Raw genomic sequence first — 26,917 nt, 5'->3', positions numbered from 1 at the left:
CTGCTGGCGGCGGCGCATGCCATGGACCAGCGTAGCAGTGCGGATCGCGCCGGTGGCGCCCAATGGGTGGCCGAGCGCGATGGCGCCGCCGAGCGGGTTGACCTTGGCCGGGTCGAGGCCGAGGTCGCCGATCACGGCCAGTGCCTGGGCGGCGAACGCTTCGTTGAGTTCGATCCAGTCGAGCTGGTTCTGATCGATGCCGGTGTGCTTGAGCGCCTTGGGGATCGCTTCCTTCGGGCCGATGCCCATCACCTCGGGTTTCACGCCGGCGACGGAGAAGCCGACGAAGCGGGCCAGCGGCTGCAGGTTGTACTGCTTGATGGCCTTCTCGCTGGCCAGCAGCACGGCGCCGGCGCCGTCGGACATCTGGCTGGAGTTGCCGGCGGTGACGGTGCCGCCGAACTGACCGTTGCGGAACACGGTCTTCAGCTTGGCCAGCACCTCGGCGGTGGTGCCGGTGCGCGGGCCTTCGTCGTTCTCGATCAGGCGGCTGTCGGTGACGATGCCGCGGGTGGCGAGGTCGGGGTAGTGGTCGGCGAGCTGGAACGGGGTGATCTCGTCCCTGAACTCGCCGGCGGCCTGGGCGGCCAGCGCGCGGCGGTGGCTTTCCACCGAGAACGCATCCTGCTGCTCGCGGCTGACTTTCCACTGCTTGGCCACGTTCTCGGCGGTGATGCCCATGCCGTAGGCGATGCCGATGTGCTCGTTATCGAAGATGCCGGGATTCATCGCCACCTTGTGGCCCATCATCGGCACCATGCTCATGCTCTCGGTGCCGCCAGCGAGCATCAGGTCTTCCTCGCCGAGGCGGATGCGGTCGGCGGCCATCGCCACCGACTGCAGGCCGGACGAGCAGAAGCGGTTGACGGTGACGCCGGGCACGGTATCTGGCAGGCCGGCCAGCAACAGGCCGATGCGCGCCACGTTCATGCCTTGCTCGGCCTCGGGCATGGCGCAGCCGATGATGACGTCGCCGATCTGGTGCGGGTCGATGCCCGGCGCCTGCGCCATCACGGCGCGGATCACGTGGGCGAGCATGTCGTCGGGCCGGGTGTGGCGGAACACGCCGCGCGGCGCCTTGCCGACCGGGGTGCGGGTGGCGGCGACGATGTAGGCGTCTTGCACTTGCTTGGTCATGGTCTTGTCCTTTGAGTCACCTCGGAGCAGCGCCTTTTGTTCATGTCCGCGAACGCGGGAATCCATTTTGCTTTGAACATCAGATCAAAACGGGTCCCGCTTGCGCGGGGATGACGTTTGGCGGCTTCGAAGTTTCCGGTGATGGGGGTGATCGTCCGCGCGCCGTCAGTTACGCAGCGGCTTGCCGGTGGTCATGGTGTGTTCGATGCGGGCCTGGGTTTTTTCGGTCCTGGCCAGCTCCACGAAGTGCTTGCGCTCCAGTGCCAGCAGCCACTCCTCGTCCACCTGCGAGCCGCGCTCGATTGCGCCGCCGCAGAGGCAGTCGGCAATGCGGGTGGCGATGTCGATGTCGTGCGGCGAGGCGAAGTAGCCGGCCTGCAGGTTGGCCAGCGAGGCCTTGAAGGTGGCCGTGCCGACGTCGCCAGCGACGGGGATTGCACGCTGCGGCAGCGGCGGGCGGTAACCGGTCTCAGCCAGCGCCAGCGCCACCTTCTTCGCCACATAGAGCAGCTCGTAGGCGTTGAACACCACCACGTCGTCCTCGCGCAGCAGGCGCATGTTCTTGGCCTCCAGTGCGCTGGTGGCGACCTTGGCCATGGCGACGTTCTCGAACACCTTCTTCAGCTCCTCGAATGGGTCAGCCGGATTGGCCTTGGCTGCGCGCACGGCAAATTCGTGCAGGCCACCGCCGGCCGGCAGCAGGCCGACGCCCGCCTCGACCAGGCCGATGTAGCTCTCCAGCGCGGCCACGGTGCGTGCCGAATGCATCTGGAACTCGCAGCCGCCACCGAACGCCATGCCCCGCACGGCGGACACCACCGGCACCAGCGACTCCTTGATCGTCATGCTGGTGCGCTGGAAGTTTTCCACCATCTTTTCGAAGTCGTCGAACTTGCCCACCTTGAGCAGGCCGAGCGCGCCTTTCAGATCCGCGCCGGCGGAGAACGGTTCACCGGTCTGCCAGATCACCAAGGCCTTGAGCTTTTCCTCGGCCAGCTTCACCGCGTGCTGGATGCCGTCCAGGACGTGGTCGTTGACCGTGTTCATCTTGGTCTTGAACGAGAGGATGCCCACGCCGTCGTCGCCCAGCGTCCACAGGCGCACACCCTCGTTTTCCCACACGGTGGTGCCGGTGTCGAAGCGCTCGCCGAGCAGCGGATCGGGGAACAGCTGGCGCTGGTACACCGGATGCTGCGAGCGCGGCTTGTAGCTGCCATCGGCCGCCGACCAGGAACCGTCCTTGCCGTGCACGCCGTTGCGGCCGTCCGTCACCCACGCCGGCAGCGGCGCATCGCTCATCGCCTTGCCGGCGGCGATGTCCTCGGCGATCCAGCCGGCGATCTGCTGCCAGCCGGCGGCCTGCCAGGTCTCGAACGGTCCCATCTTCCAGCCATAGCCCCAGCGGATGGCGAAGTCCACCTCGCGCGCGGTGTCGGCGATGTCGGCCAGGTGATAGGCGGTGTAGTGGAACAGGTCGCGGAAGCTGGCCCACAGGAACTGCGCCTGCGGGTCGGACGAGGCGCGCAGCTTGCCGAACTTCTCGGCCGGATCCTTGATCGCGAGGATCGCGGCGACCTCGTCGGACGGCTTCTGCTCGGACGGACGGAAGTCGCCCTTGGCGACATCCAGCACCACGATGTCCTTGCCGACCTTCTTGTAGAAGCCGCCGCCGGTCTTCTGGCCCAGCGCGCCCTTGTCGATCAGGCCCTGCAGCCACGCCGGCGCCTTGAAATACTTGTGCCAGGGATCTTCGGGCAGGGTGTCGGCCATGGTCTTGATCACGTGCGCCATGGTGTCCAGGCCAACCACGTCGGCAGTGCGGTAGGTGGCGCTCTTGGGGCGGCCCAGCGCCGGGCCAGTCAAGGCGTCGACGGTATCGAAGCCGAGCTTGAACTGGTCGGTGTGGTACATCGCCGACAGCATCGAGAACACGCCGATGCGGTTGCCGATGAAGTTCGGGGTGTCCTTGGCGATCACCACGCCCTTGCCGACGGTGGTGGTGAGGAAGGCTTCCAGCCCCTCGATCACGTTCGGATCGGTGAGGCGGGTCGGGATCAGCTCGACCAGGTGCATGTAGCGCGGCGGGTTGAAGAAATGCACGCCGGTGAAGCGGTGGCGCATCTCTTCCGGCAGGGCCTCGGCCAGGCCGTTGATCGACAGGCCGGAGGTGTTGGAGGCCAGCACCGCGGTGGCGGAGACGTGCGGGGCGATCTTCTTGTACAGATCGAGCTTCCAGTCCATGCGCTCGGCGATCGCCTCGATCACCAGGTCCACGTCCTTGAGCAGGTCGAGGTGTTCGTCGTAGTTGGCTGGGACGATCGACGCGGCCAGCGCCTTGTCGGCCAGCGGGGCAGGGGACAGCTTGGCCAGGTTGGCGATCGCCTTCAGAGCGATGCCGCTCTTGGGGCCTTCCTTGGCGGGCAGGTCGAACAGCACGGTCTCGACACCGGCGTTGGTCAGGTGCGCGGCGATCTGCGCGCCCATGACGCCGGCGCCCAGTACCGCGGCCTTGCGGATGCGGAGCGCTGAGGGGGACGTTTGTGCAGCGGTCATTGGCTTCTCCAGTGGATCGATCACGACGAGTGATGCAGTGAATGGGTCGGAACAGCCGCGGCTGCACCGTGAAAGTGGTCCGGCAACGGGATTAGGGATGGCTGAGGCCCGCGGCGGCGAAGCGGATCAGGTGCGCCGCAGTCTGCTCGCGATGCTGTTGTTCGGTGACGTTGTCCTTGCGCTGGATCATGCCGAAGCCCGACATGGCGTGGGTCAGCGCGCCGGTGACCAGGTCGATCCGCCAGTACAGCTCCGCTTTCGCCAGGTGGGGCAGGAGACGCGCGAACTCGAGCGTGAACTGCCGCATGACGTGGCCGTAGTTGTCCGAGAGAAACTGGCGCAGCGTGTCGTCATGCTCGGCGAACGCCCGCGCCAGCACGCGCATGAACAACGAGCCATTGCCCTCGTGCGACAGCTCCAGCGCGGGACGGATGTAGGCGGCGAGCACATCTTCAAGGGTGGTGTCGGCGCGCCCGGCGACCTTGGCCAGCTCCGCCAGCCGGTGCTGGTTGAGCGCATCGAGGCGGCGCTTGAAGACCTGCTCGACCAGTTTTTCCTTGGACCCGAAGTGATAGTTGACGGCGGCCAGGTTGACGCCCGCGCTGGCGGTGAGCTGGCGCAGCGAGGCACCGTCGAAGCCACGCTGGGCGAACAGCGACTCGGCCGCTGCGAGGATGCGTTCCTTGGTCGAAATCGGGCTGTTCAAGGCTGGACATCCACCGTTGCAGGGTCAGAATCAAACGATCGTTTGAGCATACGCGGGGCGCTCGGCAGACGTCAAACGAACGCTTGCATTAACCGGCGCGCGGGTTGCGCATGAGCTAGAATCTGTCAAACTTTAGTGAGCTAAATCCGCATTCCTTGTCGGGTTTAGGTCTTTTGCCGGCGTCGCCGGCCGCGAATCTTCCCTCACCTGTATCCCGGAGCAGACCCGTATGGCGCTGGAGCGCACTCTTTCCATCATCAAGCCCGACGCCGTTGCCAAGAACGTGATCGGCGAAATCTACGCCCGCTTCGAGAAAGCCGGCCTGAAGGTCGTCGCCGCCAAGATGAAGCACCTGTCGCGCAAGGAGGCCGAAGGCTTCTATGCGGTGCACAAGGAGCGCCCGTTCTTCAATGCGCTGGTCGAGTTCATGATTTCCGGCCCGGTGATGATCACCGCCCTGCAGGGCGAGAACGCCGTGCTCGCCCACCGCGACCTGATGGGCGCCACCAATCCGAAGGAAGCGGCGCCCGGTACCATCCGTGCCGATTTCGCCGAGTCGATCGACGCCAATGCCGTGCACGGCTCCGATGCCGTCGAGACGGCCAAGGCCGAAATCGCCTATTTCTTCGCCGAGACGGAAGTCCTTCCGCGCTGAGGCATGTCGTGAACCAGGTAGTCGCTGTCCCCTCAACCGACCCCACGGCCACCGCCGGCAAGGTCAATCTGCTCGATTTCGATCGCAAGGGTCTGCGTGATTTCTTTACGCAGATCGGCGAGAAGCCTTACCGCGCCGAGCAGGTGATGAAGTGGATCTACCACCACCTGGAGGACGATTTCGCCAACATGACCGACGTGGGCAAGGCGCTGCGAGCCAAGCTCGAAGCGACCTGCTACGTCGGTCCGCCGAAGACCCTGTTCGACAAGGGTGCTGCCGACGGCACCCACAAGTGGCTGCTCGGCATGGATGGCGGCAACGCCATTGAAGCGGTGTACATCCCCGAGCCGACCCGCGGCACGCTGTGCGTGTCGTCCCAGGTCGGCTGCGGGCTCAATTGCCAGTTCTGCTCCACTGCCACGCAGGGCTTCAACCGCAACCTGTCCACCGCCGAGGTGATCGGGCAGATGTGGGTGGCGGCCAAGTACCTGGGCAACATCACCCACCAGAACCGTCGCATCACCAACGTGGTGATGATGGGCATGGGCGAGCCGCTGCTGAACTTCGACAACGTCACGCGCGCGATGAGCCTGATGCGCGACGACCTCGGGTTCGGCCTCGCCGCCAAGCGCGTGACGCTGTCCACGGCCGGCCTGGTGCCGCAGATCGACAAGCTGTCCGAAACCATCGACGTGTCGCTGGCGGTGTCGCTCCATGCCGCCAACGACGAGCTGCGCACCGAGCTGGTGCCGCTCAACAAGCGCTATTCGCTGGCCGAGCTCGAGGCGGCTTGCCAGCGCTGGATCGCGCGCAAGGCGCGTACCTCGATCACCTTCGAGTACACCTTGATGAAGGGTGTCAACGACCAGCCGGAGCACGCGCGGCAACTGATCAAGTTCATGCGCCGGCTGCCGACCTGCAAGGTGAACCTGATTCCGTTCAATCCGTTTCCTGGGACACGTTTTGAGCGTTCGGATGCCGATACCATCCGGGCTTTCCAGACGCAGTTGCTCAATGCCGGTGTGCTCACGATGCTCCGCCGCACCCGCGGTGACGACATCGACGCCGCCTGCGGCCAGCTGAAGGGACAGGTGCTGGATCGAACGCGCCGTCAGGCCGAATTTCTCAAGCGTCTGGATCAGGGGGCTGTCCATGCGGGTTGATCGTTGGTGGGGAAGCGCGCTCTGCGCGCTGCTGGCGGGGTGCGTCAGCGTCGGGGGTGCCAACAGCGGGAGTCAGGACAGTTCGGGAGACCGCCTGCCGCGCACGAGTCGGGCTGACAAAGCCGAGGAGGCGGCGCGCATCCACACCGAGCTGGGCCAGCACTACATGCAGGGCGGCGATCTGCAGACGGCGCTGGAGAAACTGACCAAGGCGCTGCAGTTCGACGAAGGCTACGCGCCGGCCCACACCGTGATCGCCGTGGTCTACGAGCGGATCAACGACATGCCCAAGGCGGAGTTGCACTACCGCCGCGCGGTCGAGCTGGAGCCGACCAAGGGCGGCCCCAACAACAACCTGGGCGCGTTCCTCTGCCGCGTCGGCAAGGGCGCAGAGTCCGAGGCGTACTTCCGCAAGGCGGTGGCCGATCCGTTCTACAGCACCCCGGATGTCGCCTTGACCAATGCGGGCGTGTGCCAGCTCAAGAACGGCGATGCGGCGGCTGCCCAGAACGAGTTCCGCGAGGCGCTGCAGCGCAATCCCAACAACGGCGAAGCGTTGCTGCAGCTGGCCAACACGATGTACCAGTCCGGCGATGCGTTCCGTGCGCGTGCGTTCCTGCAGCGCTTCGACGCATTGCGCAGCCCATCTGCCGATGCGCTGCAGCTGGGCTACCTGATTGAATCCCGCCTGGGCAACACGGATGCGGCCCTCTCGTATCGTCAGCGCTTGCTGAGCCAGTTTCCGGATTCGGCCCAGGCCCGCAATCTCGACCAAACCACCCGCCCATGACCTCCCAGCAGCCTTTTTCTCCAGGTGCCGATTCCAGCAGTGCCAAGCAGCTGGCCGATGCTGCGGACGATCACGGTGACGCCATGGCGATGTCGGTCTCGGAAGAACCCGGCTTCGGCAGCCGCCTGCGCGCCGCCCGCGAGCGGCGCGGACTCGACATCGAGGCCTGTGCCCAGGCGCTGAAGCTTCCAGCGCGCGTGCTGCGGCAGCTCGAGAGCAGCCAGCACGACGGCATTGATTACCAGGTGTACCTGGGCAGCTACATCACCAAGTACGGGCGCTATCTGGACCTGGACGATGCACTGGTCCAGGCCGAGGTGGCCCGCATTCGCCGGCGCGAGGAACCAGTGCTGGTGGCCACGGGCGGCATCTCGCATTCGCGCTACCTGCTGGAGCGCTATGCCACGGCTGCCACGTACGTGGTACTGACCGCAGTGATCATCGTGCCGATGATCTGGCTGGGCGTGCGCGGCACCCTGAACCGTGACATCAGCCGTCTGGCCCCGCTGGACGCCGCGCCAGTGGCGCAGCAGGAGCTCCCGACCGCAGCGGGATCGCTGCCGCAGCAGCCTCCGGCTGCCGGCAAGGCAGCCCCGAGCGCATCGAACGATGAGCCGTTGCTTGCCTCGATGGTGCCGGACATCAACATGGAGTCGCTCAAGCCGGCGCCCGTGGCGCCCGCCACGGTGGCTGCCGTCGTCCCCGGTGCGCACAGCATCAGCCTCTCGTTGAGCGACGCGAGCTGGGTAGAGATCACCGCCGCCGATGGCACCCGCATCGAGTACGGCTTGCTGCCTGCAGGCACCCGCAAGACGTACCAGAGCGACAAGCCGCTGGAGGTTCGCCTGGGCAATGCGACCGGGGCGCAGGTGGAGCTCGACGGCAAACCGCTGCCGCTGGACGGCTACCGCCGCGCCAACGTGGCGCACTTCCGGGTGGAGCTTCAGGACGGCCGGGCGATTCCGCACGGCGCCTGAGCGCGTCATGGCCTCCGTGCCGCTGGCGCGTGGCGCGACCTGCTGCCTCCGGGCCTCGAGCCCGCCGCCGGCTTCTATGTTTCGGTTATGCTTGCGTATTGACCGCAGGCGTTTCCGCGCCGTCGGTCTTTCGACAATCTTCCGCGCCTGCCGTCACCGCGATCATCCGGTGCGGCGGTGTTTTCAAATGGTGACCGCATGGCATTCGACGCATACGACGATTACGAACAGAGCGAATTGGTGCAGAAGTGGCTGCGCCAGAACGGGGTCTCCATCATCGTCGGCATCGCGATCGGGCTGATCGGCATCTTCGGGTGGCAGCAGTGGCGCAACCACCAGGCCAGCAACCGCGCCCAGGCCGCACAGGTCTACCAGCAAATCCAGTCGGCCGAAGCTGCGGGCAACACGGCGATGGCGGACCAGCTCGTCGAACGCCTGCAGACCGAGCACGAAAAATCGGCCTATGCCGTGTTTGCCACCAGCGAGCGTGCGCGGCGCCAGGTTGCTGCGAAGGAATACGACAAGGCGGCCGGCTCGCTCGGCTGGGCGCTGGCGCATGCCGAAGATCCCGCACTGAAGGGCCTGACCCAGTTGCGCATGGCGCAGGTGCAGTTTGCGCAGGGCAAGGCCAAGGAGGCGCTGGCGACGCTCGACCAGCTGGGCGACGCGCAGTACCGGGGCCTGAGCCAGGAACTACGCGGCGATGTACTGGTCAACCTTGGTCGGGTCGACGATGCGCGCAAGGCGTACCAGTCGGCATTGTCGGCGTTGAGCGGGGACGCGCCCCAGCGCTCGTCACTTCAGCTGAAAATTGATGATCTGGCTGCGGCCGGGAAGCAGGGTGCATGAAACCGGTTTTGAAAAACTCCCTCTGGGTGATCGCGTTGTCCTCGCTGGTGGTGCTGGCAGGCTGCCACTCCAAGAAGAAGGACAATGTCCAGCCGCCGACGCCGCTGGCCAAGGACTTCACTCCGACCGCGACCGTCAAGGAGCTGTGGACCGCCCGTGTGGGTGACGGTGCCGGCATGACCGGCCTGCGCATGCGCCCGGTCGTCAGTGACGGCGTGCTCTACGCGGCGAGCAGCGATGGCGAGATCGCCGCGTTCGATGCCACCACCGGCAAGACCGTGTGGTCGACCAAGTCGAGCACGCACGGCTGGTTCGGCTGGGGTGACAAGAAGCGCAAGGACGCGTTTTACGCCGGTGGTCCGGCAGTCGACGGCGACCTGCTCGTGATCGGTACGCTCGATGGCCACGTCTATGGTGTCGCCTCGAAAGACGGCGCGCCGCGCTGGGAAGCGAACCTCAAGTCCGAGGTCGTGGTGGCGCCTGTCGTGGTCGGTCCGCTGGTGCTGGTGCGCACCCAGGACGGCCGTGTCTACGGGCTTGACCGCACCAACGGCGACCGCCGCTGGGTGTACGACCAGGGCAACGTGCCGCTGCTCAGCGTGCGTGGCAACGGTCCGCTGCTGGCCGCCAACGGTGTGGTCTTCTTCGGCAGCGATGACGGCAAGCTGGTCGCCCTGCGCCAGGATACCGGCGACAAGCTGTGGGAGCAGACCCTCGCAAGCGGCGAAGGTCGCACCGACATCGAGCGCCTCGATGACGCCGATGGCGCGGTGGTGCTGGATGGCAGCACGCTCTATGGCACGGCGTATCACGGCAACCTCGTGGCAGTGGACGGCCCCAGCGGTCGCCCGTTGTGGAACCGCCCGTTCTCCAGCTTCGGTTCGGCCGACGTGGCCGGCAACGCCGTCTACGCGGTCAACGACGAGTCCCAGGTGTGGGCATTCGACAAGACCGGCGGCTCCGATCTGTGGAAGAACGACGCATTGAAGTATCGCTGGCTCACCAGCCCTGCGGTGCAGGGCAAGTATGTCGTGGTCGGCGACATCGAGGGCTACGTGCATTGGCTGCAGACCGGTGACGGCGCGCTGGCCGCGCGTGAGCGTCTGTCCAAGAAGGCCATTCGTGCGCAGCCGCTGGTGGTCGGGGACACGGTGTACGTCGAAGACATCAAGGGCCATATCGGCGCCTACCGTCTTTTGGCCCGCTGAGGCCGCAGGCGCGCCTGACGGCGTGCCGCGCGGTCGTTCGTCCGTTTCATGACAGGGCGCCCGGTCGGGCGCCCTGATTCATTTTTTTCCGGCGCCCGCGCAGCGCCCGCTCTGCCGCTGCCGGCGCCGGATTGACTTACACTCGTCGCTTCGCTTTCTCCAGCGCGCCGGAACCTCATCCGCGCGCCACCCGTACAGGGATTCAGGTTCTCAATCATGTTGCCCGTCGTCGCTCTGGTCGGCCGTCCCAATGTCGGTAAATCGACCCTTTTCAATGTACTGACGCGTAGCCGTGATGCCCTGGTGGCGGACTTGCCTGGCGTCACCCGCGACCGTCACTACGGCGTGTGCCGCACGGCCGACCGGCCGTTCGTGGTGGTCGACACCGGCGGGCTCTCGGGCGTCGACGACGCGATGGACGAGCTCACCGCCAAGCAGGTGCGGCTGGCCATCGACGAGGCGCAGGTGCTGGTGTTCGTGGTCGACGCGCGCGACGGCCTGCTGCCGCAGGACCACGCGATCCTCGGCGAGCTGCGCCGCAGCGGCAAGCCGGTGATCGCGGCCGTCAACAAGACCGACGGGCTGGACGAGGAAAACGCGCTGGCCGAGTTCGCCACCTTCGGTATCGGCAAGACGATACCGCTGTCGGCGGCGCACAACCGCGGTACCGACGACCTGATCGCCATGGTGCTGCCGCTGCTGCCCGCCGAGGAGGTGGACGCGGTGGACGAGGGCGAATCCGGCAGCATCCGGGTGGCGATCGTCGGCCGTCCGAACGCAGGCAAGTCCACACTGATCAACCGCCTGCTGGGCGAGGATCGGCTGATCGTCTCGGACGTTGCCGGCACCACGCGTGATCCGATCCGCGTGCCGCTCGAGCGGGACGGCAAGCGCTATACGCTGATCGACACCGCCGGCGTGCGACGCAAGGCGCGCGTCGAGGAGGCGGTGGAAAAGTTCAGCGTCATCAAGACCCTGCAATCAATGGCCGCCGCACAAGTGGTGGTGGTGATGATCGACGCGCGCGAAAACCTCGCCGACCAGGACCTCACCCTGATCGGCGCAGCGATGGACGAAGGGCGGGCGCTGGTCATCGCCGTCAACAAGTGGGACGGCATGGACGCCTACCAGCGCGACCAGTGCCAGCGCGCGCTGGAGCGACGGCTGGTGTTCGTCGACTGGGCCAAGACGGTGTTCATCTCCGCTTTGCACGGGTCCGGCCTGCGAGAGCTGATGCGCGCCGTGGTTCGCGCGCATGCGGCGGCAACGCGCGAGTTGGGCTCGTCCGAGCTGACCAAGGCGCTGGAGAAAGCCTACGAGAGCTACCAGCCGCCGCTGGTCCGCGGTCACGCCCCGAAGCTGCGCTTTGCGCACCCTGGCGGCAGCAATCCACCCACGATCGTGATCCACGGCAGCCGCACCAAGCACATCGCGCCGGCCTATCGCCGCTATCTCGAGGGCTTCTTCCGCAAGCGCTTCAAGCTGGAGGGCACCCCGGTCCGGATCGACTTCCGCGATGGCGAGAACCCGTATGCGGGCAAGAAGAACGTGCTCACCGAGGCGCAGCAGCGCAAGCGTCAGCGGATGGTGCGCGAGATGAAGAAGCGCCGCTGAGGCGCGTCATCCCGGCTCGCGCGGGTCGGTGGTGACCGGACCTGCCGTGGCCTGCACGGTCGCGACTGTGTCGGTAGCGGCCCGGTCGGCCAGATCGCCGGGCACCAGCGCGTAGACCCGGGCGTCGCGCGGCTCGCCGCGGACCCGAAGCTTGTTCCGCGCGAGCGCCTCGAACCGCGCGCCGGCTCGCTCGGCGGTGCGCTGGCTGGCCACGTTGGCTGCTTCGACCACGACTTCCACCCGGATCAACCCCAGCTGCTCGAAGCCGAAGCGCGCCACTGCGGCCAGTGCCGCGGCCGCAAGTCCTTGCCGCTGGGCGGAGCGACGAATCCAGTAGCCGGCGTTGGCGCAGCGGTGCATGCGGTTGTGCTGGCTCAGGCCTGCGCTGCCGAGCAGCCGGCCGCCTCGTGTATCGCAGACGGCAAAGGAAAACAGTTCGCCGCTTCGCCAGCCCGCCAGGCAGGCGTCGATGCGCTGGCGCGCGTCGGCCGGGCCGTAGCCGGGATGACACCAGGGAAGCCACCGGCCGAGGCTGTCGCACGATTCGTGCACCGCCTCGCACATGGCGTCAACGTCCTCGGGGCGCCAGGGGCGCCAGGGGCGCAGGGTAAGGTGGCGGTTGGCGAGAGCGGTGTCGTCCATGCGCTGGCAACCCGGCAGGCGTGCTGGTTTGTGTGGGGCGCGGCGTGCCGCGATAATGCCCGGCTCGACTGGCAGGGCACGATCATGAGCGCACGCATCCTCGACGGCAAACGCATTGCGCAGGAATTGCTGGAGCGCATCGCCCGCCGGGTGCTCGAACGCAAGGCGCAGGGCCACGTGGAACCCGGGCTGGCAGTGGTGCTGGTCGGTGATGACGCCGCGTCGTCGGTCTACGTGCGCAACAAGCGCAAGGCCTGTCATCAGGTCGGCTTCCGCTCGTTCGACTACGACCTGCCCACGGCCACCACGCAGGAAGAGCTCTTTGCCCTGATCGACACTCTCAACGCCGATCCAGCCGTGCACGGCATTCTGGTGCAGTCGCCGTTGCCTCCGCACATCGACGAGGACGCGCTGGTCGATCGCATCGATCCACTGAAGGACGTCGACGGCTTCCAGGCGGTCAACGTGGGGCGGCTGGCGCTGCGCCGGTTCGGACTGCGCCCGTGCACGCCCAAGGGCGTGATTACCTTGCTCGGGCACACCGATCGCCCGGTGCGCGGCCAGCACGCGGTAGTGGTCGGGGTTTCCAATCACGTTGGACGGCCCTTGGCGCTCGAGCTGCTGATCGCCGGCTGCACCACGACCTGCTGCCACCGCTTTACCCGCGACCTGGAGGGCTTCGTGCGCCAGGCCGACATTGTCATCGTGGCGGTCGGCAAGCCGGGGTTGGTCAAGGGGGAATGGATCAAGCCGGGCGCGGTGGTGGTGGACGTGGGCATCAACCGGCTCGACGACGGCCGCCTGGTGGGCGATGTGGAGTTCGAGCCGGCCGCCGCGCGCGCCAGCTGGATCACTCCGGTGCCCGGTGGCGTCGGCCCGATGACCGTGGCCACGCTGATGGAGAACACGCTGGAAGCGGCCGAGGCTCGCACGGCGGCCTAGGCTGCGGGAGCGCTTCAGGCCGATGCCGCGGCGAGGGCGTCCGCCATCTGGCGAGCACGACGGCAGGGCGCGTATAATCTCCGCTTTGAAGGACGTTCCGCATGCGCATTCTCGCCGAGGCCCTGACCTACGACGACGTGTATCTGGTTCCTGGCCACTCGGTGGTCCTGCCGCGGGACGTCGACACGTCCACCCGGTTGACCCGCGACCTGCGCCTGAACATTCCGATCCTGTCCGCCGCCATGGACACCGTCACCGAAGCACGCTTGGCCATCACGATGGCGCAATGCGGCGGCATCGGCATCATCCACAAGAACATGACGCCCGAACAGCAGGCCGCCGAAGTGCGCCTGGTGAAGAAATTCGAGGCCGGGGTGATCCGCAATCCCTTCAGCGTCGGCCCGGATACCTCCATTGGCGAGGTCCAGCGCCTGACCCGCGCGCACAACATTTCCGGCGTGCCGGTGGTCGACGGCGAGAAGCTGGTCGGCATCGTCACCAGTCGCGACATGCGCTTCGAGCGCAAGCATGACGACCCGGTGCGCAACATCATGACCCGGCAGGAGAAGCTGGTCACGGTCAAGGAAGGCGCCAGCCAGGACGAGGTGCTGCAGCTGCTGCACAAGCACCGCATCGAGAAGGTGCTGGTGGTCAACGACGCGTTCCAGCTGCGCGGCCTGATCACCGTCAAGGACATCCAGAAGGCGCGCGACAACCCGCACGCCACCAAGGACCGCAACGAGGCGTTGCTGGTCGGCGCCGCCGTTGGCGTGGGTGGCGACACCGAGCAGCGCGTGGCAGCGCTGGTCGACGCCGGTGTCGACGTGATCGTGGTCGATACCGCGCATGGTCACTCGCAGGGCGTGATCGACCGCGCCGGATGGGTCAAGAAGCACTACCCGCAGGTGCAGGTGATCGCCGGCAACATCGTCACCGGCGAGGCGGCGCGCATGCTGCTGCACGCCGGCGTGGATGCCGTGAAGGTCGGCGTCGGCCCCGGCTCCATCTGCACCACCCGCGTCGTCGCCGGCGTGGGCGTGCCGCAGATCACCGCCATCGACATGGTCGCCACGGCGCTGAAGGACGAGATTCCGCTGATCGCCGACGGCGGCATCCGCTACTCCGGCGACATCCCCAAGGCCCTCGCGGCCGGCGCATCCACGGTAATGCTCGGCTCGATGTTCGCCGGCACCGAGGAGTCGCCCGGTGAAGTGGAGCTGTTCCAGGGGCGCTCGTACAAGAGCTATCGCGGCATGGGTTCGCTGGGCGCGATGGCGCTGGGCTCGAAGGACCGCTACTTCCAGGAAGAAGCGGACGCCGACAAGCTGGTGCCGGAAGGCATCGAGGGTCGGGTGCCGTACCGCGGCCCGCTGCGCAACATCATCCATCAGCTGATCGGTGGCCTGCGTGCCTCGATGGGCTATCTGGGCGCGGCCAATGTCGACGACGTGCGCAACAAGGCGCAGTTCGTGAAGGTCACTTCGGCGGGCGTCACCGAGGCGCACCCGCACGACATCCAGATCACCAAGGAAGCGCCGAACTACCGGCTCAACTCGTGACCGAGGGAGCCGGGCCACGTGTCCGTGCCCGGTTCTCCAAGCCTTCGTGACGTCATTCCCGCGACTGCGGGAATCCATCGTGATCATGCCGCAGAGGCCAATCGGATTCCCGCGTTTGCGGGAATGACGCCGCGGTTGTATTCGCGCCTTCCAAGGGTTTGAACGATGCAAAACATCCACAGCGACAAGATCCTCATCCTCGATTTCGGCGCGCAGTACACGCAGCTGATCGCCCGGCGCGTACGGGAGCTGGGCGTGTACTGCGAGATCTGGGCGTGGGACCACGATCCGGCGGAGATCGCCGCGTTCGCGCCCAAGGGCATCATCCTGTCCGGCGGTCCGGAATCGACCACGCTGGAAGGCGCGCCCACCGCGCCGCAGGAGGTGTTCGATGCGGGGTTGCCGATCCTGGGCATCTGCTACGGCATGCAGACCATGGCTGCGCAGCTGGGCGGGGCCACCGAGGCCGCCGATGCGCGCGAGTTCGGCCACGCCGAAGTGGACATCACCCTGCAGAGTCGTCTGTTTGCCGGACTGAGCGATCACACCGACGGCCATCGTCTTGACGTATGGATGAGCCACGGCGACCACGTCGCCAAGGCGCCGCCCGGCTTCGCCGTGACCGGCACCACCGATCGCATCCCGGTCGCGGTGATGGAGAACGAGGAAAAGCGCTGGTACGGCGTGCAGTTCCACCCGGAAGTCACCCACACCCGGCAGGGCGGGGCGCTGCTCAAGCGCTTCATCACCGAGATTTGCGGCTGCGACACGCTGTGGACCGCGGCGAACATCATCGAGGACCAGATCGCCCGCGTGCGCGAGCAGGTCGGCGACGATCATGTGCTGCTGGGCCTGTCCGGCGGCGTCGATTCGTCGGTGGTAGCGGCGCTGCTGCATCGGGCGATCGGCGATCGCCTGACCTGCGTGTTCGTCGACACCGGCCTGCTGCGCTGGCAGGAAGGCGACCAGGTGATGGCGATGTTCGCTGCCGAGGCCGAGGCCGGCGGCATGGGCATCAAGGTGATCCGGGTCGATGCGGCCGACCGCTACTTCGCCGCGCTGGAAGGGGTGGCGGACCCGGAGGCCAAGCGCAAGATCATCGGCGGCCTGTTCGTGGAGATCTTCGACGAAGAGTCGGAAAAGATCATCGCCAGCGGCGGCAATGTGAAGTGGCTGGCGCAGGGCACGATCTACCCGGACGTGATCGAGTCGGCCGGCAGCAAGACCGGCAAGGCGCACGTGATCAAGAGCCACCACAACGTGGGCGGCCTGCCGGCGCACATGAAGCTCAAGCTGGTCGAGCCGCTGCGCGAGCTGTTCAAGGACGAGGTGCGCCGCATCGGCGTGGAGCTGGGCCTGCCGCGTGCCATGGTCTACCGGCATCCGTTCCCCGGCCCCGGGCTGGGCGTGCGAATCCTCGGCGAGGTGCGTCGTGAGTCCGCCGAACTGCTCGCCCGCGCCGACGCGATCTTCATCGAAGAGCTGCGGGCGTGGGATCTGTACGACACCACCAGCCAAGCGTTCGCGGTGTTCCTGCCGGTGAAATCGGTGGGCGTGGTGGGCGACGCCCGGGCCTACGAATGGGTGATCGCGCTGCGCGCGGTCGAAACCATCGACTTCATGACGGCGCACTGGGCGCACCTGCCATACGCGTTCCTCGGCAAGGTATCCAACCGCATCATCAATGAGTTGCGTGGTGTTTCTCGCGTGGTTTATGACATCAGCGGCAAACCGCCCGCGACCATTGAGTGGGAATGAGCAGAATCAGCAACTTGCGGCTCGCGTGCTCCTTCCCGGGCCGGCGCGGCGACTGAAGAACATCATGCAACTCATTGATACCAATGCTATGACGGGCGCTGGAGAAGCGGGCGGGTTCAGCGTCGCGGACGTGGCCTGCATGCGCCGCGCCCTGCAGTTGGCCGAGCACGCCCGCGATGCCGAAGGCGAGGTGCCGGTAGGGGCAGTGCTGGCGCTCGATGACGAGATCATCGGGCTCGGCTGGAACCGCAACATCACCCTGCACGATCCCACCGCCCATGCCGAAATCATGGCCATGCGCGCCGCCGGCGAGCGGCTCGGCAACTACCGGATGCCCGGGGCGACCCTGTACGTGACGCTGGAGCCGTGCGCCATGTGCGCCATGGCGCTGGTGCACGCGCGGATTGCCCGGGTGGTCTACGCCGCCACCGATCCCAAGACCGGTGCCGCCGGCAGCGTGTTCGACACCCTGGTGGACCCGCGCCACAACCATCGCATCGCGGTGCAGGGCGGCCTGCTCGCCGACGAGGCCGCGACCATGCTGCGGACGTTCTTTCGCGCGCGCCGCTGAGACGCCACTCGCCAGGCGGGGCGGAGTGTGATGCACTTCACATTCTTCACGCTGCCGCAGTCTCCGGCAGCTTTGGCTTTTGCCCACGCGGCCCCGGGAGCGCCATGCGACTTGTTACCTATCTGCACCACGGCATGACCGGCGTGGGCGTGTTCGATCCGGACACGGCGCGGATCAAACCGCTGGACCTGGGCGACGGCCGCCACATTCCGGACATGCTGACGCTCATCCGCGAGGGGCTCGACGCCGTGGTGCCCAGCGTCATGCGTGCCGCGCTGCCGTTGATTGAGGTGGATCTGCTGGCGCCGATCCACCGCCCCGCGCGCAACGTCTTCTGCGTCGGCAAGAACTACCGGCGGCATGCGGAGGAGTTCGCGCAGAGCGGCTTCGACAGCAGCTCGTCCAGCGCGGTGCCGGAGCATCCGGTGATCTTCACCAAGGTGCCCGAGTCGGTGATCGGCGACCGCGAGACCATTCGCTATCCGGCCGGCCTCAGCAACGCGCTCGACTACGAGGCGGAGCTTGCCGTGGTGATTGGCCGCAGCGGCCATGGCATCGCCCGCGACGAGGCGATGGATTACGTCTTCGGCTACACCATCGTCAACGACGTGACTGCCCGCGACTGGCAGCAGCGCCATCACCAGTGGTTTCTCGGCAAGTCGTTCGACACCTTCTGCCCGATGGGGCCGGTGCTGGTGACGGCGGACGAGCTGGATCCTTCGGCGCTGGACATCCGCTGCTGGGTCAACGACGAGCTGCGTCAGGAAGCCAACACGCGCGACCTGATCTTCGACATTCCCACCCTTATCGCCACCATCTCCGCCGGCATCACGCTGCAGCCCGGCGATGTCATCGCCACCGGCACGCCGGAGGGCGTGGGCGCGGGTTTCAATCCGCCGCGCTTTCTCGAGCGCGGCAACGAGGTGGTAATCGAGATCGAAGGCATCGGGCGGCTGGTCAACGACGTGTTCTGAACGCGCAGCCCGGCGCGTCGGCGTTCACTCGAGCAGGAACGCCAGTGCCTCGGCGCAGGGCGCATCGATCTTCAGGCTGACCAGCGGATCGGCCCGCGTCACGCCCAGATTCACGGTCGCCACCGGCTTGCCGGCCTTGGCGGCCGCGGCAACGAACCGGTAGCCGGAGAACACCATCAGCGAAGAGCCGACCACCAGCACCGCGTCGGCGTCGGACCATGCGCGGGTGGCCGCCTCCACGCGCTCGCGCGGCACGTTCTCGCCGAAGAACACCACGTCCGGCTTGACGATGCCGCCGCAGGCGGGGCAGGCGGGCACGTCGAAGCGGCTGAAGTCGTAGCCCTCCAGGTCGGCGTCGCCGTCGGGTGCGTCGGCGGCATCCAGATGGGCCCAGGCGGCATTGCGCGCCACCAGCGTGCGCTGGAAATCATGCCGTCCCTGGCGCCAGTCGCAGACCATGCAGCGAACCTCGTCCAGCCGTCCGTGCAGGTCGACCACGCGCTTGCTACCCGCACGCTGGTGCAGGCGATCCACGTTCTGGGTAACCAGCAGTTCCACCTGACCGCGCTGTTCCAGCGTGCGCAGGGCCCGGTGGGTCGTGTTCGGCTCGGCCCGGCCGAAACGGCGCCAGCCGACCAGGCTGCGCGCCCAGTACCGCTGGCGCGTGGCCAGTTCGTGCATGAAGGCCTGGTAGGTCACCGGCGGCGTGCGCTTCCACTGGCCGGCGCGATCGCGATAGTCCGGGATGCCCGAGTCGGTGCTGATGCCGGCACCGGTCAGCACGAACAGGCGCCGATGGCCGTCCACGAACGCGCGCAGCCGCGTGTCGGCAACACGTTGTGTCAAGGCGTTCATCGCGGCTCCCCCGCGTGCAGGCGTTCGGCATGGGTGTAGACGTTGTGGCTGCCCGGCCGCGCGAAGCCGACCAGAGTGAGTCCCGCGCTGCGCGCCAGCTCGATCGCCAGCGCGGTCGGGGCGGAAATGGCGGCCAGCACGGTGACGCCGGCGCTGGCGGCCTTGGTCACCATCTCGTAGCTGGCGCGACTGGTGACCAGGGCAAAGCCGCTCGCCGGATCGATGCCGCCGCGATGCAGCGCACCGACCAGCTTGTCCAGCGCGTTGTGCCGGCCGACGTCCTCGCGTACCAGCACGATCTCGCCCGCGCCGGTGGCCCAGGCGGCGGCGTGCACGGCGCCGGTGGCGGCATTCATCGGCTGGCGCTGCTGCAGGCTGGCCAGGGCGCGCTCCAGTCCGGCGTGGGTGAGGCCGACATCGCCGTGCACCGGCGCCGGCTGGCGCACCGCGTTTTCCAGTTGACGCGTGCCGCAGATGCCGCAGCCGCTGCGCCCCGGCAGCAGGCGCTGGCCTTCGGTATCCAGATGCGCGCCGTGGGCGTCCGCGGCCACGGTCATGGCCAGTTCGGTGCCCTCCAGCAGCGGGCGTACCGTCAACGCGAGCAGGTCGCCGGGCGTGCGCAGCAGGCCTTCGCTGAGCGAGAAGCCCAGCGCGAAATCCTCCAGATCGTGCGGCGTGGCCATCATCACGGCGAAGGAATGGCCGTTGTAGGTCATCGCGATCGGCTGCTCCTCGGCCACCCAGTCGTCGGTGGCTTCGGCCGCGCCGTGCCGCCAGCGGGTGATACGGCGCTGCACGTAGCCGGAGGCGTCTTGGCCCGGCGCGCGCCCGGCGGAAGCAGGAGGCTGTGTCATCGGCGCATCATAACCAGCCGCGGCATGCCGCCACGTGCCTGCGGCATCAGCTTGGCCCACGCGGGTAACCGTGGCAGCGGCGCCGCCGAATGGCCGGGCGGCGGCTGTGGGCAGTGCTTTGAGCGGTGTGTTTTCGACTTTGGCCGCGGTTGTCAAAGCCCATCCCCGGCCCCATGCTTTCCCATCCCGGCGCGGTCTCGTGCCGTTTCCGCGCACGGACGGTTCCCCCAGCCCATGAGCGAGCTCCCCAGCGTCACCGAAGCCGATGAGCGCATTCGCGCCAGCGTGCCGCTTTTTCCGGCCGAGCGCGTGCCGCTGGATGCGGCGTCCGGTCGCGTGCTGCGCCAGCAGGTAAGGGCCGAGCGCGACCAGCCGCCGTTCGACCGGGTGATGATGGACGGCATCGCGATCTCGCTGGCTGACGCCGGCCGGCGCGAGTTCACCGTCAACGGCCGGCAGATGGCCGGCATGGCTGGCGCGGTGCTGGCCGATCCGGCTGGCTGCATCGAGGTGACCACCGGCGCCATGCTGCCGGCTGGCTGCAATTGCGTGGTGCCGATCGAGCAGGTGGTGCACGAGGGCGATCGCGTGACCCTGCTCGAGGGCTGGGAGCCGACCGCACGGCAATTCATCCACCCGCGTGGCTCGGACTGTCACCAGGGCGATGCGCTGCTCGCCCCGGGGGTGCGCCTGCGCGCGCCTGAACTGGCCGTGCTCGCCGCCAACGGCGTGACCGAGGTCGAGGTGGCGGCGGTGCCGAAGGTCGCGATTATTGCCACCGGCGACGAACTGGCGGAGGTGTCCCAGCAGCCGCTGGCCGACGGGCAGATCCGCCGCTCCAACGATCGCGCGTTGGCCGCCGCGCTGCGCGACCGCGGTTTTGTGGATGTGCAGCTGACCCGCGTGCCCGACGACCTGGCCGCCACTACCGCACGGCTTGGCGAACTGCTCGCCACCTGCGGGGTGCTGGTGCTGTCTGGCGGCGTGTCGGTTGGGCAGCGCGATTTCGTGCCCGAGGCGCTGCGCGCGCTGGGGGTGGACAAGGTGCTGCACCGGCTGGCCCAGCGTCCAGGCAAGCCGATGTGGTTCGGCATCGGCCCGCAGGGGCAGGTGGCGTTCGCATTGCCGGGCAACCCGGTATCGGCCCTGGTGTGTGCGGTGCGCCACCTGCTGCCGGCACTGGAGCAGGCCATGGGCCTGGCGCCGCGGCCGCCGGAGCGGGTGGTGCTGGCCGCCCCGGCCGTCACCAGTCCCGCCTTGACCTGTTTTGTACCGGTGCGGGTGCATCATGACGATGCCGGTCGCGCCGTGGCCACGCCGGTGCCGGCGCCCACCTCGGGCGACTTTTCTGCGCTGCCGGGTACCGACGGCGTGGTGGAACTGGCGCCGTCCGCGGAACCGGCGCCCGCCGGCACCGTAGCCGCCCTTTATCGCTGGTGACATGACCGATCCGCACGCCATCACCGAGATCGCCGCCGAAGTGCCGTCGCTGGACGCGCCGCTGGACCAGCGCGGCCGCCCGATGCACGACCTGCGCATCTCGGTGATGGACCGCTGCAATTTCCGTTGCCCGTACTGCATGCCGGAGTCCACCTACGGCGAGCACTTCACCTTTCTGCGCAACGACGAGCGGCTGAGCTTCGACGAGATCGAGCGCATCAGCCGCATCGCCGCCTCGCTCGGCGTGAGCAAGCTGCGCCTCACCGGCGGCGAGCCGCTGCTGCGGCCCAGGTTGGCCGAACTGGTGGCGCGGCTGCGGCGCATCCCCGGCATTACCGACCTGGCCATGACCACCAACGGCGTGCTGCTGGGGCGCCACGCGCAGGACCTGCGCGACGCGGGCCTCGATCGCGTCACCGTCAGCCTGGACACGCTCGACCCCGCGCTGTTCCACCGCATGAGCGGCGGCCGCGGCGCGCTGGATGACGTGCTCGGCGGCATCGAAGCGGCGCAGGCGGTCGGCTTCCCGCAGGGCATCAAGCTCAATACGGTCGTGCAGCGCGGGGTGAACGAGCACGGCGTGCTCGAGCTGATCGAGCGCTTCCGCGGCAGCGGCATCATCCCGCGGCTGATCGAATACATGGACGTGGGCAATCGCAACGACTGGAACCGCGCCGCCGTAGTGCCCTCGGCCGAAATGATCGCGGCAATCGACGCGCGCTGGCCGCTGGACGCCTTGCCGCCCAAGTACGAGGGCGAGGTCGCCACGCGCTTCCGCTTCCGCGACGGGCAGGGCGAGATCGGCGTGATCTCCTCGGTGAGCCAGCCGTTCTGCGGCGACTGCTCGCGAGCCCGCCTGTCGTCCGAAGGCACGCTCTACACCTGCCTGTTCGCCGTGCAGGGCACCGACCTGCGCACCTCCTTGCGCGACGGCAGCAGCGACGAGGCCGTGCGCCAACGCCTGCGCCAGGTTTGGCTCAACCGCGCGGACCGCTACAGCGAGGAACGCGAAGAGCGCCGACAGCGCTCGCGCCCGAAGATCGAGATGCACTACATCGGCGGCTGAGTCGCCCGACGGAATTCCATGGCCAGTACTCCCAGCAAGCTCACCCACCTCGACGACGCGCACCAGCCGCAGATGGTCGACGTCGGCGGCAAGGCCGTCACGCGGCGCACGGCGCAGGCGCAGGCGCGCGTGGTGTTTCCCGCCGAGGTCGCCGCGCAGCTGCACGGCGCCAGCTACGTCACACCCAAGGGCGCGGTGCTCACGGTGGCCAACCTCGCCGGCGTGATGGGCGCCAAGGCCACCTCGCAGCTCATTCCGCTGTGCCACCCGCTGGCGCTGGACAAGTGCCACATCGACATCGCGATGGAGGGAGTCGAGGCGCGCATCGTCTGCACGGTGTCCTGCGAAGGCCGCACCGGCGTGGAGATGGAGGCGCTCACCGGTGCCAGCGTCGCCGCGCTCACCCTGTACGACATGTGCAAGGCGATGTCGCACGACATCGTCATCGCCGAAGTGCGCCTGCTGGGCAAGACCGGCGGCAAGAGCGACCTCGACTACCGGCAGGCGGGCGCATGAGCGCCGCGCCCATCTACGGCCTGCTGCTTTCCGGCGGCGCCAGCCAGCGCATGCAGCGCGACAAGGCGCAGCTCAGCTACGCCGGCGAGCCGCAGCTTCTGCGCGCCTGGCGCGTGCTGTCGGCCGTCACCGAACGCGCCTTCGTCTCGGTGCGCGAGACGCAGCGCGACGATCCGCTGCGCGGGCAGCTGCCGCAGCTGGTCGACACCTACGATGCGGTGGGGCCGGCCGCGGGCATCCTGTCAGCGCAGGATGCCCATCCGGAGGCCGCCTGGCTGGTCATCGCCTGCGACCTGCCACGACTGGACGAGGCCACGCTGCGCGCCCTGATCGCCGCGCGCGATCCGGCGAAGGACGCCACCGTCTTCACCAGCCGCTTCGACGAGCTGCCCGAGCCGCTGTGCGCGCTGTGGGAGCCGTCCAGCCATGCACGGCTGAAGGCCCGCTTTGATGCCGGCAGCTACTGCCCGCGCAAGGCGCTGATCCAGTCCGACATCGTCCTGCTGCCCGCCCCCGGCGACGCGCTGGACAACATCAACACCCCGGAGGAATTCGCACAGATGCAGCGCCAGCTGGAGTCGCAACCATGACCCGCGTGAACCTGCAGTACTACGCGCAGCTGCGCGAACAGGCCGGTGCCAGCACCGAGCAGGTGAGCACCGCTGCAGTCACCCTGCGCGACCTGTACGACGAGCTGCGCGCGCGCCACGGTTTCACGCTGCCCGTCGACGCGCTCAAGGTGGCGGTCAACACCCAGTTCAGCGACTGGAATCGCGCGCTCGCCGACGGCGACACGGTCGTGTTCATCCCCCCGGTGGCCGGCGGATGATGCGCTTCGATCTCACCGCGGCCCCGGCCGATCTCGCCAAGCTACGCGAGGAGCTGCAGCATCCCGGCAGTGGCGGTTTCTGCGCGTTCGAGGGCTGGGTGCGCAACAACAACGAGGGCCGCGAGGTGAGCGGCCTGGAATACGAGGCCTACACCGAGCTGGCCATCGCCGAGGGCGAGCGCATCCTGGCCGAAGCCGCCGAACGCTACGGCGTGCTGGCGGCCAGCGCCGTGCATCGCGTGGGTGACCTGAAGATCGGCGACCTCGCCGTGTGGATCGGCGCCTCCGCCCCGCACCGCGACGAGGCGTTCCGCGCCTGCCGCTACATCATTGACGAGATCAAGCACCGCCTGCCGATCTGGAAGAAAGAGCACTACCTGGAAGGCGATACGGCCTGGGTCGCCTGCTCGCACACCGAGCGCGCGCACGAGATGGAAGCGCCGCACCTGCACGGCCATCACCACGGTCATACGCATACGCATGAGCATCATCACGAGGTGACGGCCAAGGAGTTCACGCCCGACTACTCCCGCCAGACCCGCCTGCGCGACGTGGGCGCATCCGGCCAGGCCAAACTCGCCGCGTCCCGCGTGCTGGTGATCGGCGCCGGCGGCCTCGGCGTGCCGGTGATCAGCTACCTCGCCGGTGCGGGTGTAGGCACGCTGGGCATCGTCGACCACGACGTGCTCGACGCCAGCAACCTGCATCGTCAGGTGATGTACGACGCGCGCGACGTCGGACAGCGCAAGGTCGACCTCGCCGCGCGCCGCGTCGCCGCGCTCAACCCCTCGGTGCAGGTGCAGACCTACGCCGAGCCGCTGACCGCACAGACCGCGCTCGACGTGTTCGCCCAGTACGACCTGGTAGTCGAATGTACCGACGACCTCGCCAGCCGCTATCTCGCCAGTGACGCGGCCGTGCTCACCGGCACGCCGCTGGTGCTGGCCAGCGTCTACCAGTACGAAGGGCAGCTGCAGGTGGTCACGGCCGTGCCCGGCGAACCGTGCCTGCGCTGCCTGTGGCCCGACATGCCGGCGCCCGGCCTGGCCGGCAGCTGCGTGGAGTCGGGCGTGCTTGGCCCGGTGCCCGGCGTGCTCGGCACCATGCAGGCGATGGAAGCGCTGAAGCTGCTGCTCGGCCTGCCGCGCCCGGCGGATCACGCGCTGCAACTGGTGAATCTGCTCGACGGCACCAGCCAGCGCCTGCCGATCGACGCCGCGTCCGGCTGCGCGCTGCATGGTGGTTGCGTGGCGGTTGCCCGGGCCGCGCTGGAGCAGGCGCAAGCCGACGGCGACATCGAGCGGCAATTCCATTACCTGGACGATGCCATCGCTGCCGGTTATGCGGTGGTCGACGTGCGCGAGGCAGACGAGATCACTGCCGCGCCGCTGCACGTCACCTCGCTGCGCATTCCGTCCGGCGAGATTGCCGCCTGCTCGCTGGCCGGAATCGACGGCCCCGCGTTACTGGTATGCGCCAGCGGCAAGCGCAGCACGCACGCGGCACGCACGCTGCGCCAGCGCGGTGTCGACGCATGGTCGCTGGCCGGTGGCGTGGCGGCGCTCGCGCCGGGCGCGTCGTCCTGATGCCGCGGCACCCGGCACGCCGATGATCCTTTACCACGACGCCATCGCCCGCCTGCGCGCAGTTGCCGCACGGCTGCCCTCCGAGCGCTGCGCCGTCGGTGACGCGCTGGGCCGCGTGCTTGCCGCGCCGGTGACCAGCCTGATTGCGCTGCCGTCGTTCGACCACGCCGCGATGGACGGCTACGCGCTGGCCGCGCCCGAACCGCTGGAGGCCGGCAGCGAACACGTGGTGCACGGGTCGCAGGCCGCCGGGGACGCGGCCCGCCGTGCCGAGGGCGGCGCCTGGGAAATCATGACCGGCGCGCGCCTGCCGGACGGGCTGGATGCCGTGGTGGCGGTGGAACGTACCGAGCTGCTGGACGCCGCGCCGGACGGCACGCCGCGGCGCATTCGTCTGCGCGACGAACTCGGCGAGGGCCAGAACGTGCGCCATGCCGGCGTGGACGTGGCGTCCGGTGCGATCGTGCTGACCGCGGGCACCCGCCTGCAACCGGCGCAGCTGATGCTGCTGGCCGCGATCGGCGTGCCCGAGGTGCAGGTGCAGCGCCGCCCGCGGGTGGTGGTGATCGGTACCGGAAAGGAGCTGGTGGTCGACCCGCGCCAGCCGCTGGTGGACGGGCAGATCTATGCGTCGAACGGCCCGTACCTGGCGGCAGCGCTCGCTCTCGCGGGCGCGCAGGTGCTGTCGTGCGAGGTGGTGGACGACACCGCCGTGACCTATGCCGATGCGCTGCGCCGCGCGCAGCGTGCAGGTGCGGACCTGGTGGTGAGCACCGGTGCCGTATCGATGGGCCGCTACGACTTCGTCCCCGAGGCGCTGCGCCAGCTCGGCGCCAGCGAGCTATTCCACAAGGTGGCAATGCGTCCGGGCAAGCCGCTGCTGGCGGCCACGCTGCCGGATGGCCCGCTGGTGATGGCACTGCCCGGCACGCCGATGGCGGTCGCCGCGGGCATGCGTTTCTTCGTGGCGCCCGTGCTGCGCACCCTGCTGGGGCAGGGCGACGAGCCGGTGGTGCACGCGCTGCTCGACACGCCGCAGCAGCCCAAGGCGGGGCTACGCCATTTTCTTCGCGCCACGTTCTTCGTGGATGCCGAAGGCCATCTGCGCGCCCGCGTGATGCCGCAGCAGCAGCCGTTCCGCATTCTGCCGTTCGCCCAGTCGGACGGCTGGGTGGTGCTCGACGAGGACGCCGGCGACTGTGCCGCCGGCCGTCTGGTCGAAGTTGCCAGCCTCGATGCCGGCACGGCGCTGCCGTTGCATCCGCTCGCCTGAGCTTCGGGAGACCGCCATGAAACTGCAGTTCGACGCCCAGCAACTGCGCGTGCGCATCGACGAGGACGAGCTGGCCGCGCTGCTGCGAGGCCAGCCGGTTGACGCCGCGACGCAAGCTGGCGAAACGTTCGCGTTGCGTCTCGCACTACAGCTGCACCCGTTCGACGAGGCGCACCTGGAGGGCCCTGCGGCGCGCTGCCAACTGCACCTGCCGGAGGCGCCCGTGCGCGAGTTGGCCGGTCGGCTGCCCACCCGCGAGGGCCTCCGGTTTGCGATCGCGGGCACCTCGGCGGCCGGCACGCTTGCCGTGCTTTTCGACGTCGACGTGCGCGACAGCGCACGGCGGCTGAAGGCGTCGCGCAAGGCCTGAATAGCCGGCGAAAGAAGCGCCGCGGTGCGG

The 26,917-nt window shown here is 68.2% G+C and carries 26 protein-coding genes and 1 pseudogene; 21 read left to right on the top strand and 6 right to left on the bottom strand.

Annotated features, from left to right (window positions below; genetic code table 11):
• From VFG40_RS11535 to VFG40_RS11525, 3 genes are all read right to left on the bottom strand, one after another.
• Positions 1-1,137: acetyl-CoA C-acyltransferase (locus VFG40_RS11535; RefSeq protein ID WP_324897542.1), on the bottom strand; the 1,137-nt coding region annotated here is incomplete at its 3' end.
• Between the two features lie 165 nt (positions 1,138-1,302).
• Positions 1,303-3,690, bottom strand: a complete 2,388-nt coding sequence (locus tag VFG40_RS11530; protein WP_324897540.1) for a 3-hydroxyacyl-CoA dehydrogenase/enoyl-CoA hydratase family protein — start codon at positions 3,688-3,690, stop codon at positions 1,303-1,305.
• Between the two features lie 91 nt (positions 3,691-3,781).
• Positions 3,782-4,396, bottom strand: coding sequence for a TetR/AcrR family transcriptional regulator (locus tag VFG40_RS11525; RefSeq protein ID WP_324897538.1), 615 nt, complete (start codon positions 4,394-4,396; stop codon positions 3,782-3,784).
• 229 nt (positions 4,397-4,625) lie between these two features.
• Between VFG40_RS11525 and ndk the strand changes: the two genes are divergently transcribed.
• The 7 genes from ndk (at position 4,626) to der (ending at position 11,652) form a co-directional block, all read left to right on the top strand.
• Complete coding sequence (gene ndk, locus VFG40_RS11520) at positions 4,626-5,051, top strand: nucleoside-diphosphate kinase (protein WP_324897536.1); 426 nt, start codon at positions 4,626-4,628, stop codon at positions 5,049-5,051.
• A gap of 8 nt (positions 5,052-5,059) precedes the next feature.
• Positions 5,060-6,214: a dual-specificity RNA methyltransferase RlmN gene (gene rlmN, locus VFG40_RS11515; RefSeq protein ID WP_324897534.1), complete on the top strand. Its 1,155-nt coding sequence runs from the start codon at positions 5,060-5,062 to the stop codon at positions 6,212-6,214.
• A complete protein-coding gene (pilW, locus tag VFG40_RS11510; RefSeq protein WP_324897531.1) occupies positions 6,204-7,004 on the top strand; it encodes a type IV pilus biogenesis/stability protein PilW in 801 nt (266 codons plus the stop codon). The genes rlmN and pilW overlap by 11 nt, the downstream gene beginning before the upstream one ends.
• Positions 7,001-7,981 (top strand): helix-turn-helix domain-containing protein, encoded by a 981-nt coding sequence (locus VFG40_RS11505; protein WP_324897529.1) that lies wholly within the window; start codon positions 7,001-7,003, stop codon positions 7,979-7,981. The genes pilW and VFG40_RS11505 overlap by 4 nt, the downstream gene beginning before the upstream one ends.
• Positions 7,982-8,179: 198 nt before the next feature.
• Positions 8,180-8,830 (top strand): YfgM family protein, encoded by a 651-nt coding sequence (locus VFG40_RS11500; RefSeq protein ID WP_324897527.1) that lies wholly within the window; start codon positions 8,180-8,182, stop codon positions 8,828-8,830.
• On the top strand, positions 8,827-10,038 hold the full coding sequence (bamB, locus tag VFG40_RS11495) for an outer membrane protein assembly factor BamB (protein WP_324897525.1): 1,212 nt from the start codon (positions 8,827-8,829) through the stop codon (positions 10,036-10,038). The genes VFG40_RS11500 and bamB overlap by 4 nt, the downstream gene beginning before the upstream one ends.
• A 216-nt stretch (positions 10,039-10,254) precedes the next feature.
• On the top strand, positions 10,255-11,652 hold the full coding sequence (gene der / locus VFG40_RS11490; protein ID WP_324897523.1) for a ribosome biogenesis GTPase Der: 1,398 nt from the start codon (positions 10,255-10,257) through the stop codon (positions 11,650-11,652).
• A 6-nt stretch (positions 11,653-11,658) separates the two neighbouring features.
• On the opposite strand, the gene VFG40_RS11485 is transcribed toward der, so the two are convergent.
• Positions 11,659-12,294, bottom strand: a complete 636-nt coding sequence (locus VFG40_RS11485; protein ID WP_324897521.1) for a GNAT family N-acetyltransferase — start codon at positions 12,292-12,294, stop codon at positions 11,659-11,661.
• An 84-nt stretch (positions 12,295-12,378) separates the two neighbouring features.
• Here VFG40_RS11485 and folD point away from each other — a divergent pair, with 84 nt between their 5' ends.
• From folD to VFG40_RS11460, 5 genes are all read left to right on the top strand, one after another.
• Entirely contained in the window at positions 12,379-13,236 is an 858-nt protein-coding gene (folD, locus tag VFG40_RS11480; RefSeq protein WP_324897519.1) for a bifunctional methylenetetrahydrofolate dehydrogenase/methenyltetrahydrofolate cyclohydrolase FolD, read from the top strand.
• Positions 13,237-13,337: 101 nt separating this feature from the next.
• Entirely contained in the window at positions 13,338-14,795 is a 1,458-nt protein-coding gene (guaB, locus tag VFG40_RS11475) for an IMP dehydrogenase (RefSeq protein WP_324897517.1), read from the top strand.
• A gap of 165 nt (positions 14,796-14,960) precedes the next feature.
• On the top strand, positions 14,961-16,553 hold the full coding sequence (gene guaA, locus VFG40_RS11470; RefSeq protein ID WP_324897514.1) for a glutamine-hydrolyzing GMP synthase: 1,593 nt from the start codon (positions 14,961-14,963) through the stop codon (positions 16,551-16,553).
• A 139-nt stretch (positions 16,554-16,692) separates the two neighbouring features.
• Positions 16,693-17,124, top strand: coding sequence for a tRNA adenosine(34) deaminase TadA (gene tadA, locus VFG40_RS11465; protein ID WP_324897512.1), 432 nt, complete (start codon positions 16,693-16,695; stop codon positions 17,122-17,124).
• A gap of 104 nt (positions 17,125-17,228) precedes the next feature.
• Positions 17,229-18,098: a fumarylacetoacetate hydrolase family protein gene (locus VFG40_RS11460; RefSeq protein ID WP_324897510.1), complete on the top strand. Its 870-nt coding sequence runs from the start codon at positions 17,229-17,231 to the stop codon at positions 18,096-18,098.
• A gap of 24 nt (positions 18,099-18,122) precedes the next feature.
• Here the strand turns inward: VFG40_RS11460 and VFG40_RS11455 are convergent, their stop codons facing one another.
• Positions 18,123-18,953: an NAD-dependent protein deacetylase gene (locus VFG40_RS11455; RefSeq protein ID WP_324897508.1), complete on the bottom strand. Its 831-nt coding sequence runs from the start codon at positions 18,951-18,953 to the stop codon at positions 18,123-18,125.
• On the bottom strand, positions 18,950-19,807 hold the full coding sequence (gene fdhD, locus VFG40_RS11450; protein ID WP_324897506.1) for a formate dehydrogenase accessory sulfurtransferase FdhD: 858 nt from the start codon (positions 19,805-19,807) through the stop codon (positions 18,950-18,952). The genes VFG40_RS11455 and fdhD overlap by 4 nt, the downstream gene beginning before the upstream one ends.
• Positions 19,808-20,041: 234 nt before the next feature.
• Here fdhD and VFG40_RS11445 point away from each other — a divergent pair, with 234 nt between their 5' ends.
• The 9 genes and pseudogenes from VFG40_RS11445 (at position 20,042) to VFG40_RS11405 (ending at position 26,887) form a co-directional block, all read left to right on the top strand.
• Positions 20,042-21,247, top strand: a complete 1,206-nt coding sequence (locus VFG40_RS11445; RefSeq protein ID WP_324897504.1) for a molybdopterin molybdotransferase MoeA — start codon at positions 20,042-20,044, stop codon at positions 21,245-21,247.
• A gap of 1 nt (position 21,248) precedes the next feature.
• Complete coding sequence (moaA, locus tag VFG40_RS11440) at positions 21,249-22,313, top strand: GTP 3',8-cyclase MoaA (protein ID WP_324897502.1); 1,065 nt, start codon at positions 21,249-21,251, stop codon at positions 22,311-22,313.
• Positions 22,314-22,331: 18 nt separating this feature from the next.
• A complete protein-coding gene (gene moaC, locus VFG40_RS11435; RefSeq protein ID WP_324897500.1) occupies positions 22,332-22,829 on the top strand; it encodes a cyclic pyranopterin monophosphate synthase MoaC in 498 nt (165 codons plus the stop codon).
• Positions 22,826-23,419: an NTP transferase domain-containing protein gene (mobA, locus tag VFG40_RS11430; protein ID WP_324897498.1), complete on the top strand. Its 594-nt coding sequence runs from the start codon at positions 22,826-22,828 to the stop codon at positions 23,417-23,419. Before moaC ends, mobA begins: the two co-directional genes overlap by 4 nt.
• A complete protein-coding gene (locus VFG40_RS11425) occupies positions 23,416-23,658 on the top strand; it encodes a MoaD/ThiS family protein (protein WP_324897496.1) in 243 nt (80 codons plus the stop codon). Before mobA ends, VFG40_RS11425 begins: the two co-directional genes overlap by 4 nt.
• A pseudogene (locus tag VFG40_RS17870) lies at positions 23,655-24,059 on the top strand (molybdenum cofactor biosynthesis protein MoaE); the annotation flags it as partial. The gene VFG40_RS11425 and the pseudogene VFG40_RS17870, both read left to right, overlap by 4 nt.
• 30 nt (positions 24,060-24,089) lie before the next feature.
• On the top strand, positions 24,090-25,244 hold the full coding sequence (locus tag VFG40_RS11415) for a ThiF family adenylyltransferase (RefSeq protein WP_324897544.1): 1,155 nt from the start codon (positions 24,090-24,092) through the stop codon (positions 25,242-25,244).
• Positions 25,245-25,266: 22 nt separating this feature from the next.
• On the top strand, positions 25,267-26,517 hold the full coding sequence (locus tag VFG40_RS11410; RefSeq protein ID WP_324897494.1) for a molybdopterin molybdotransferase MoeA: 1,251 nt from the start codon (positions 25,267-25,269) through the stop codon (positions 26,515-26,517).
• Positions 26,518-26,533: 16 nt separating this feature from the next.
• Entirely contained in the window at positions 26,534-26,887 is a 354-nt protein-coding gene (locus VFG40_RS11405; protein ID WP_324897492.1) for a hypothetical protein, read from the top strand.
• Positions 26,888-26,917: the final 30 nt, after the last annotated feature.

It is taken from the genome of Dyella sp. (assembly GCF_035685805.1).
In the GTDB taxonomy this organism is placed as follows: domain Bacteria; phylum Pseudomonadota; class Gammaproteobacteria; order Xanthomonadales; family Rhodanobacteraceae; genus Dyella_A.
This window is presented reverse-complemented; position numbering and strand designations above follow the sequence as displayed.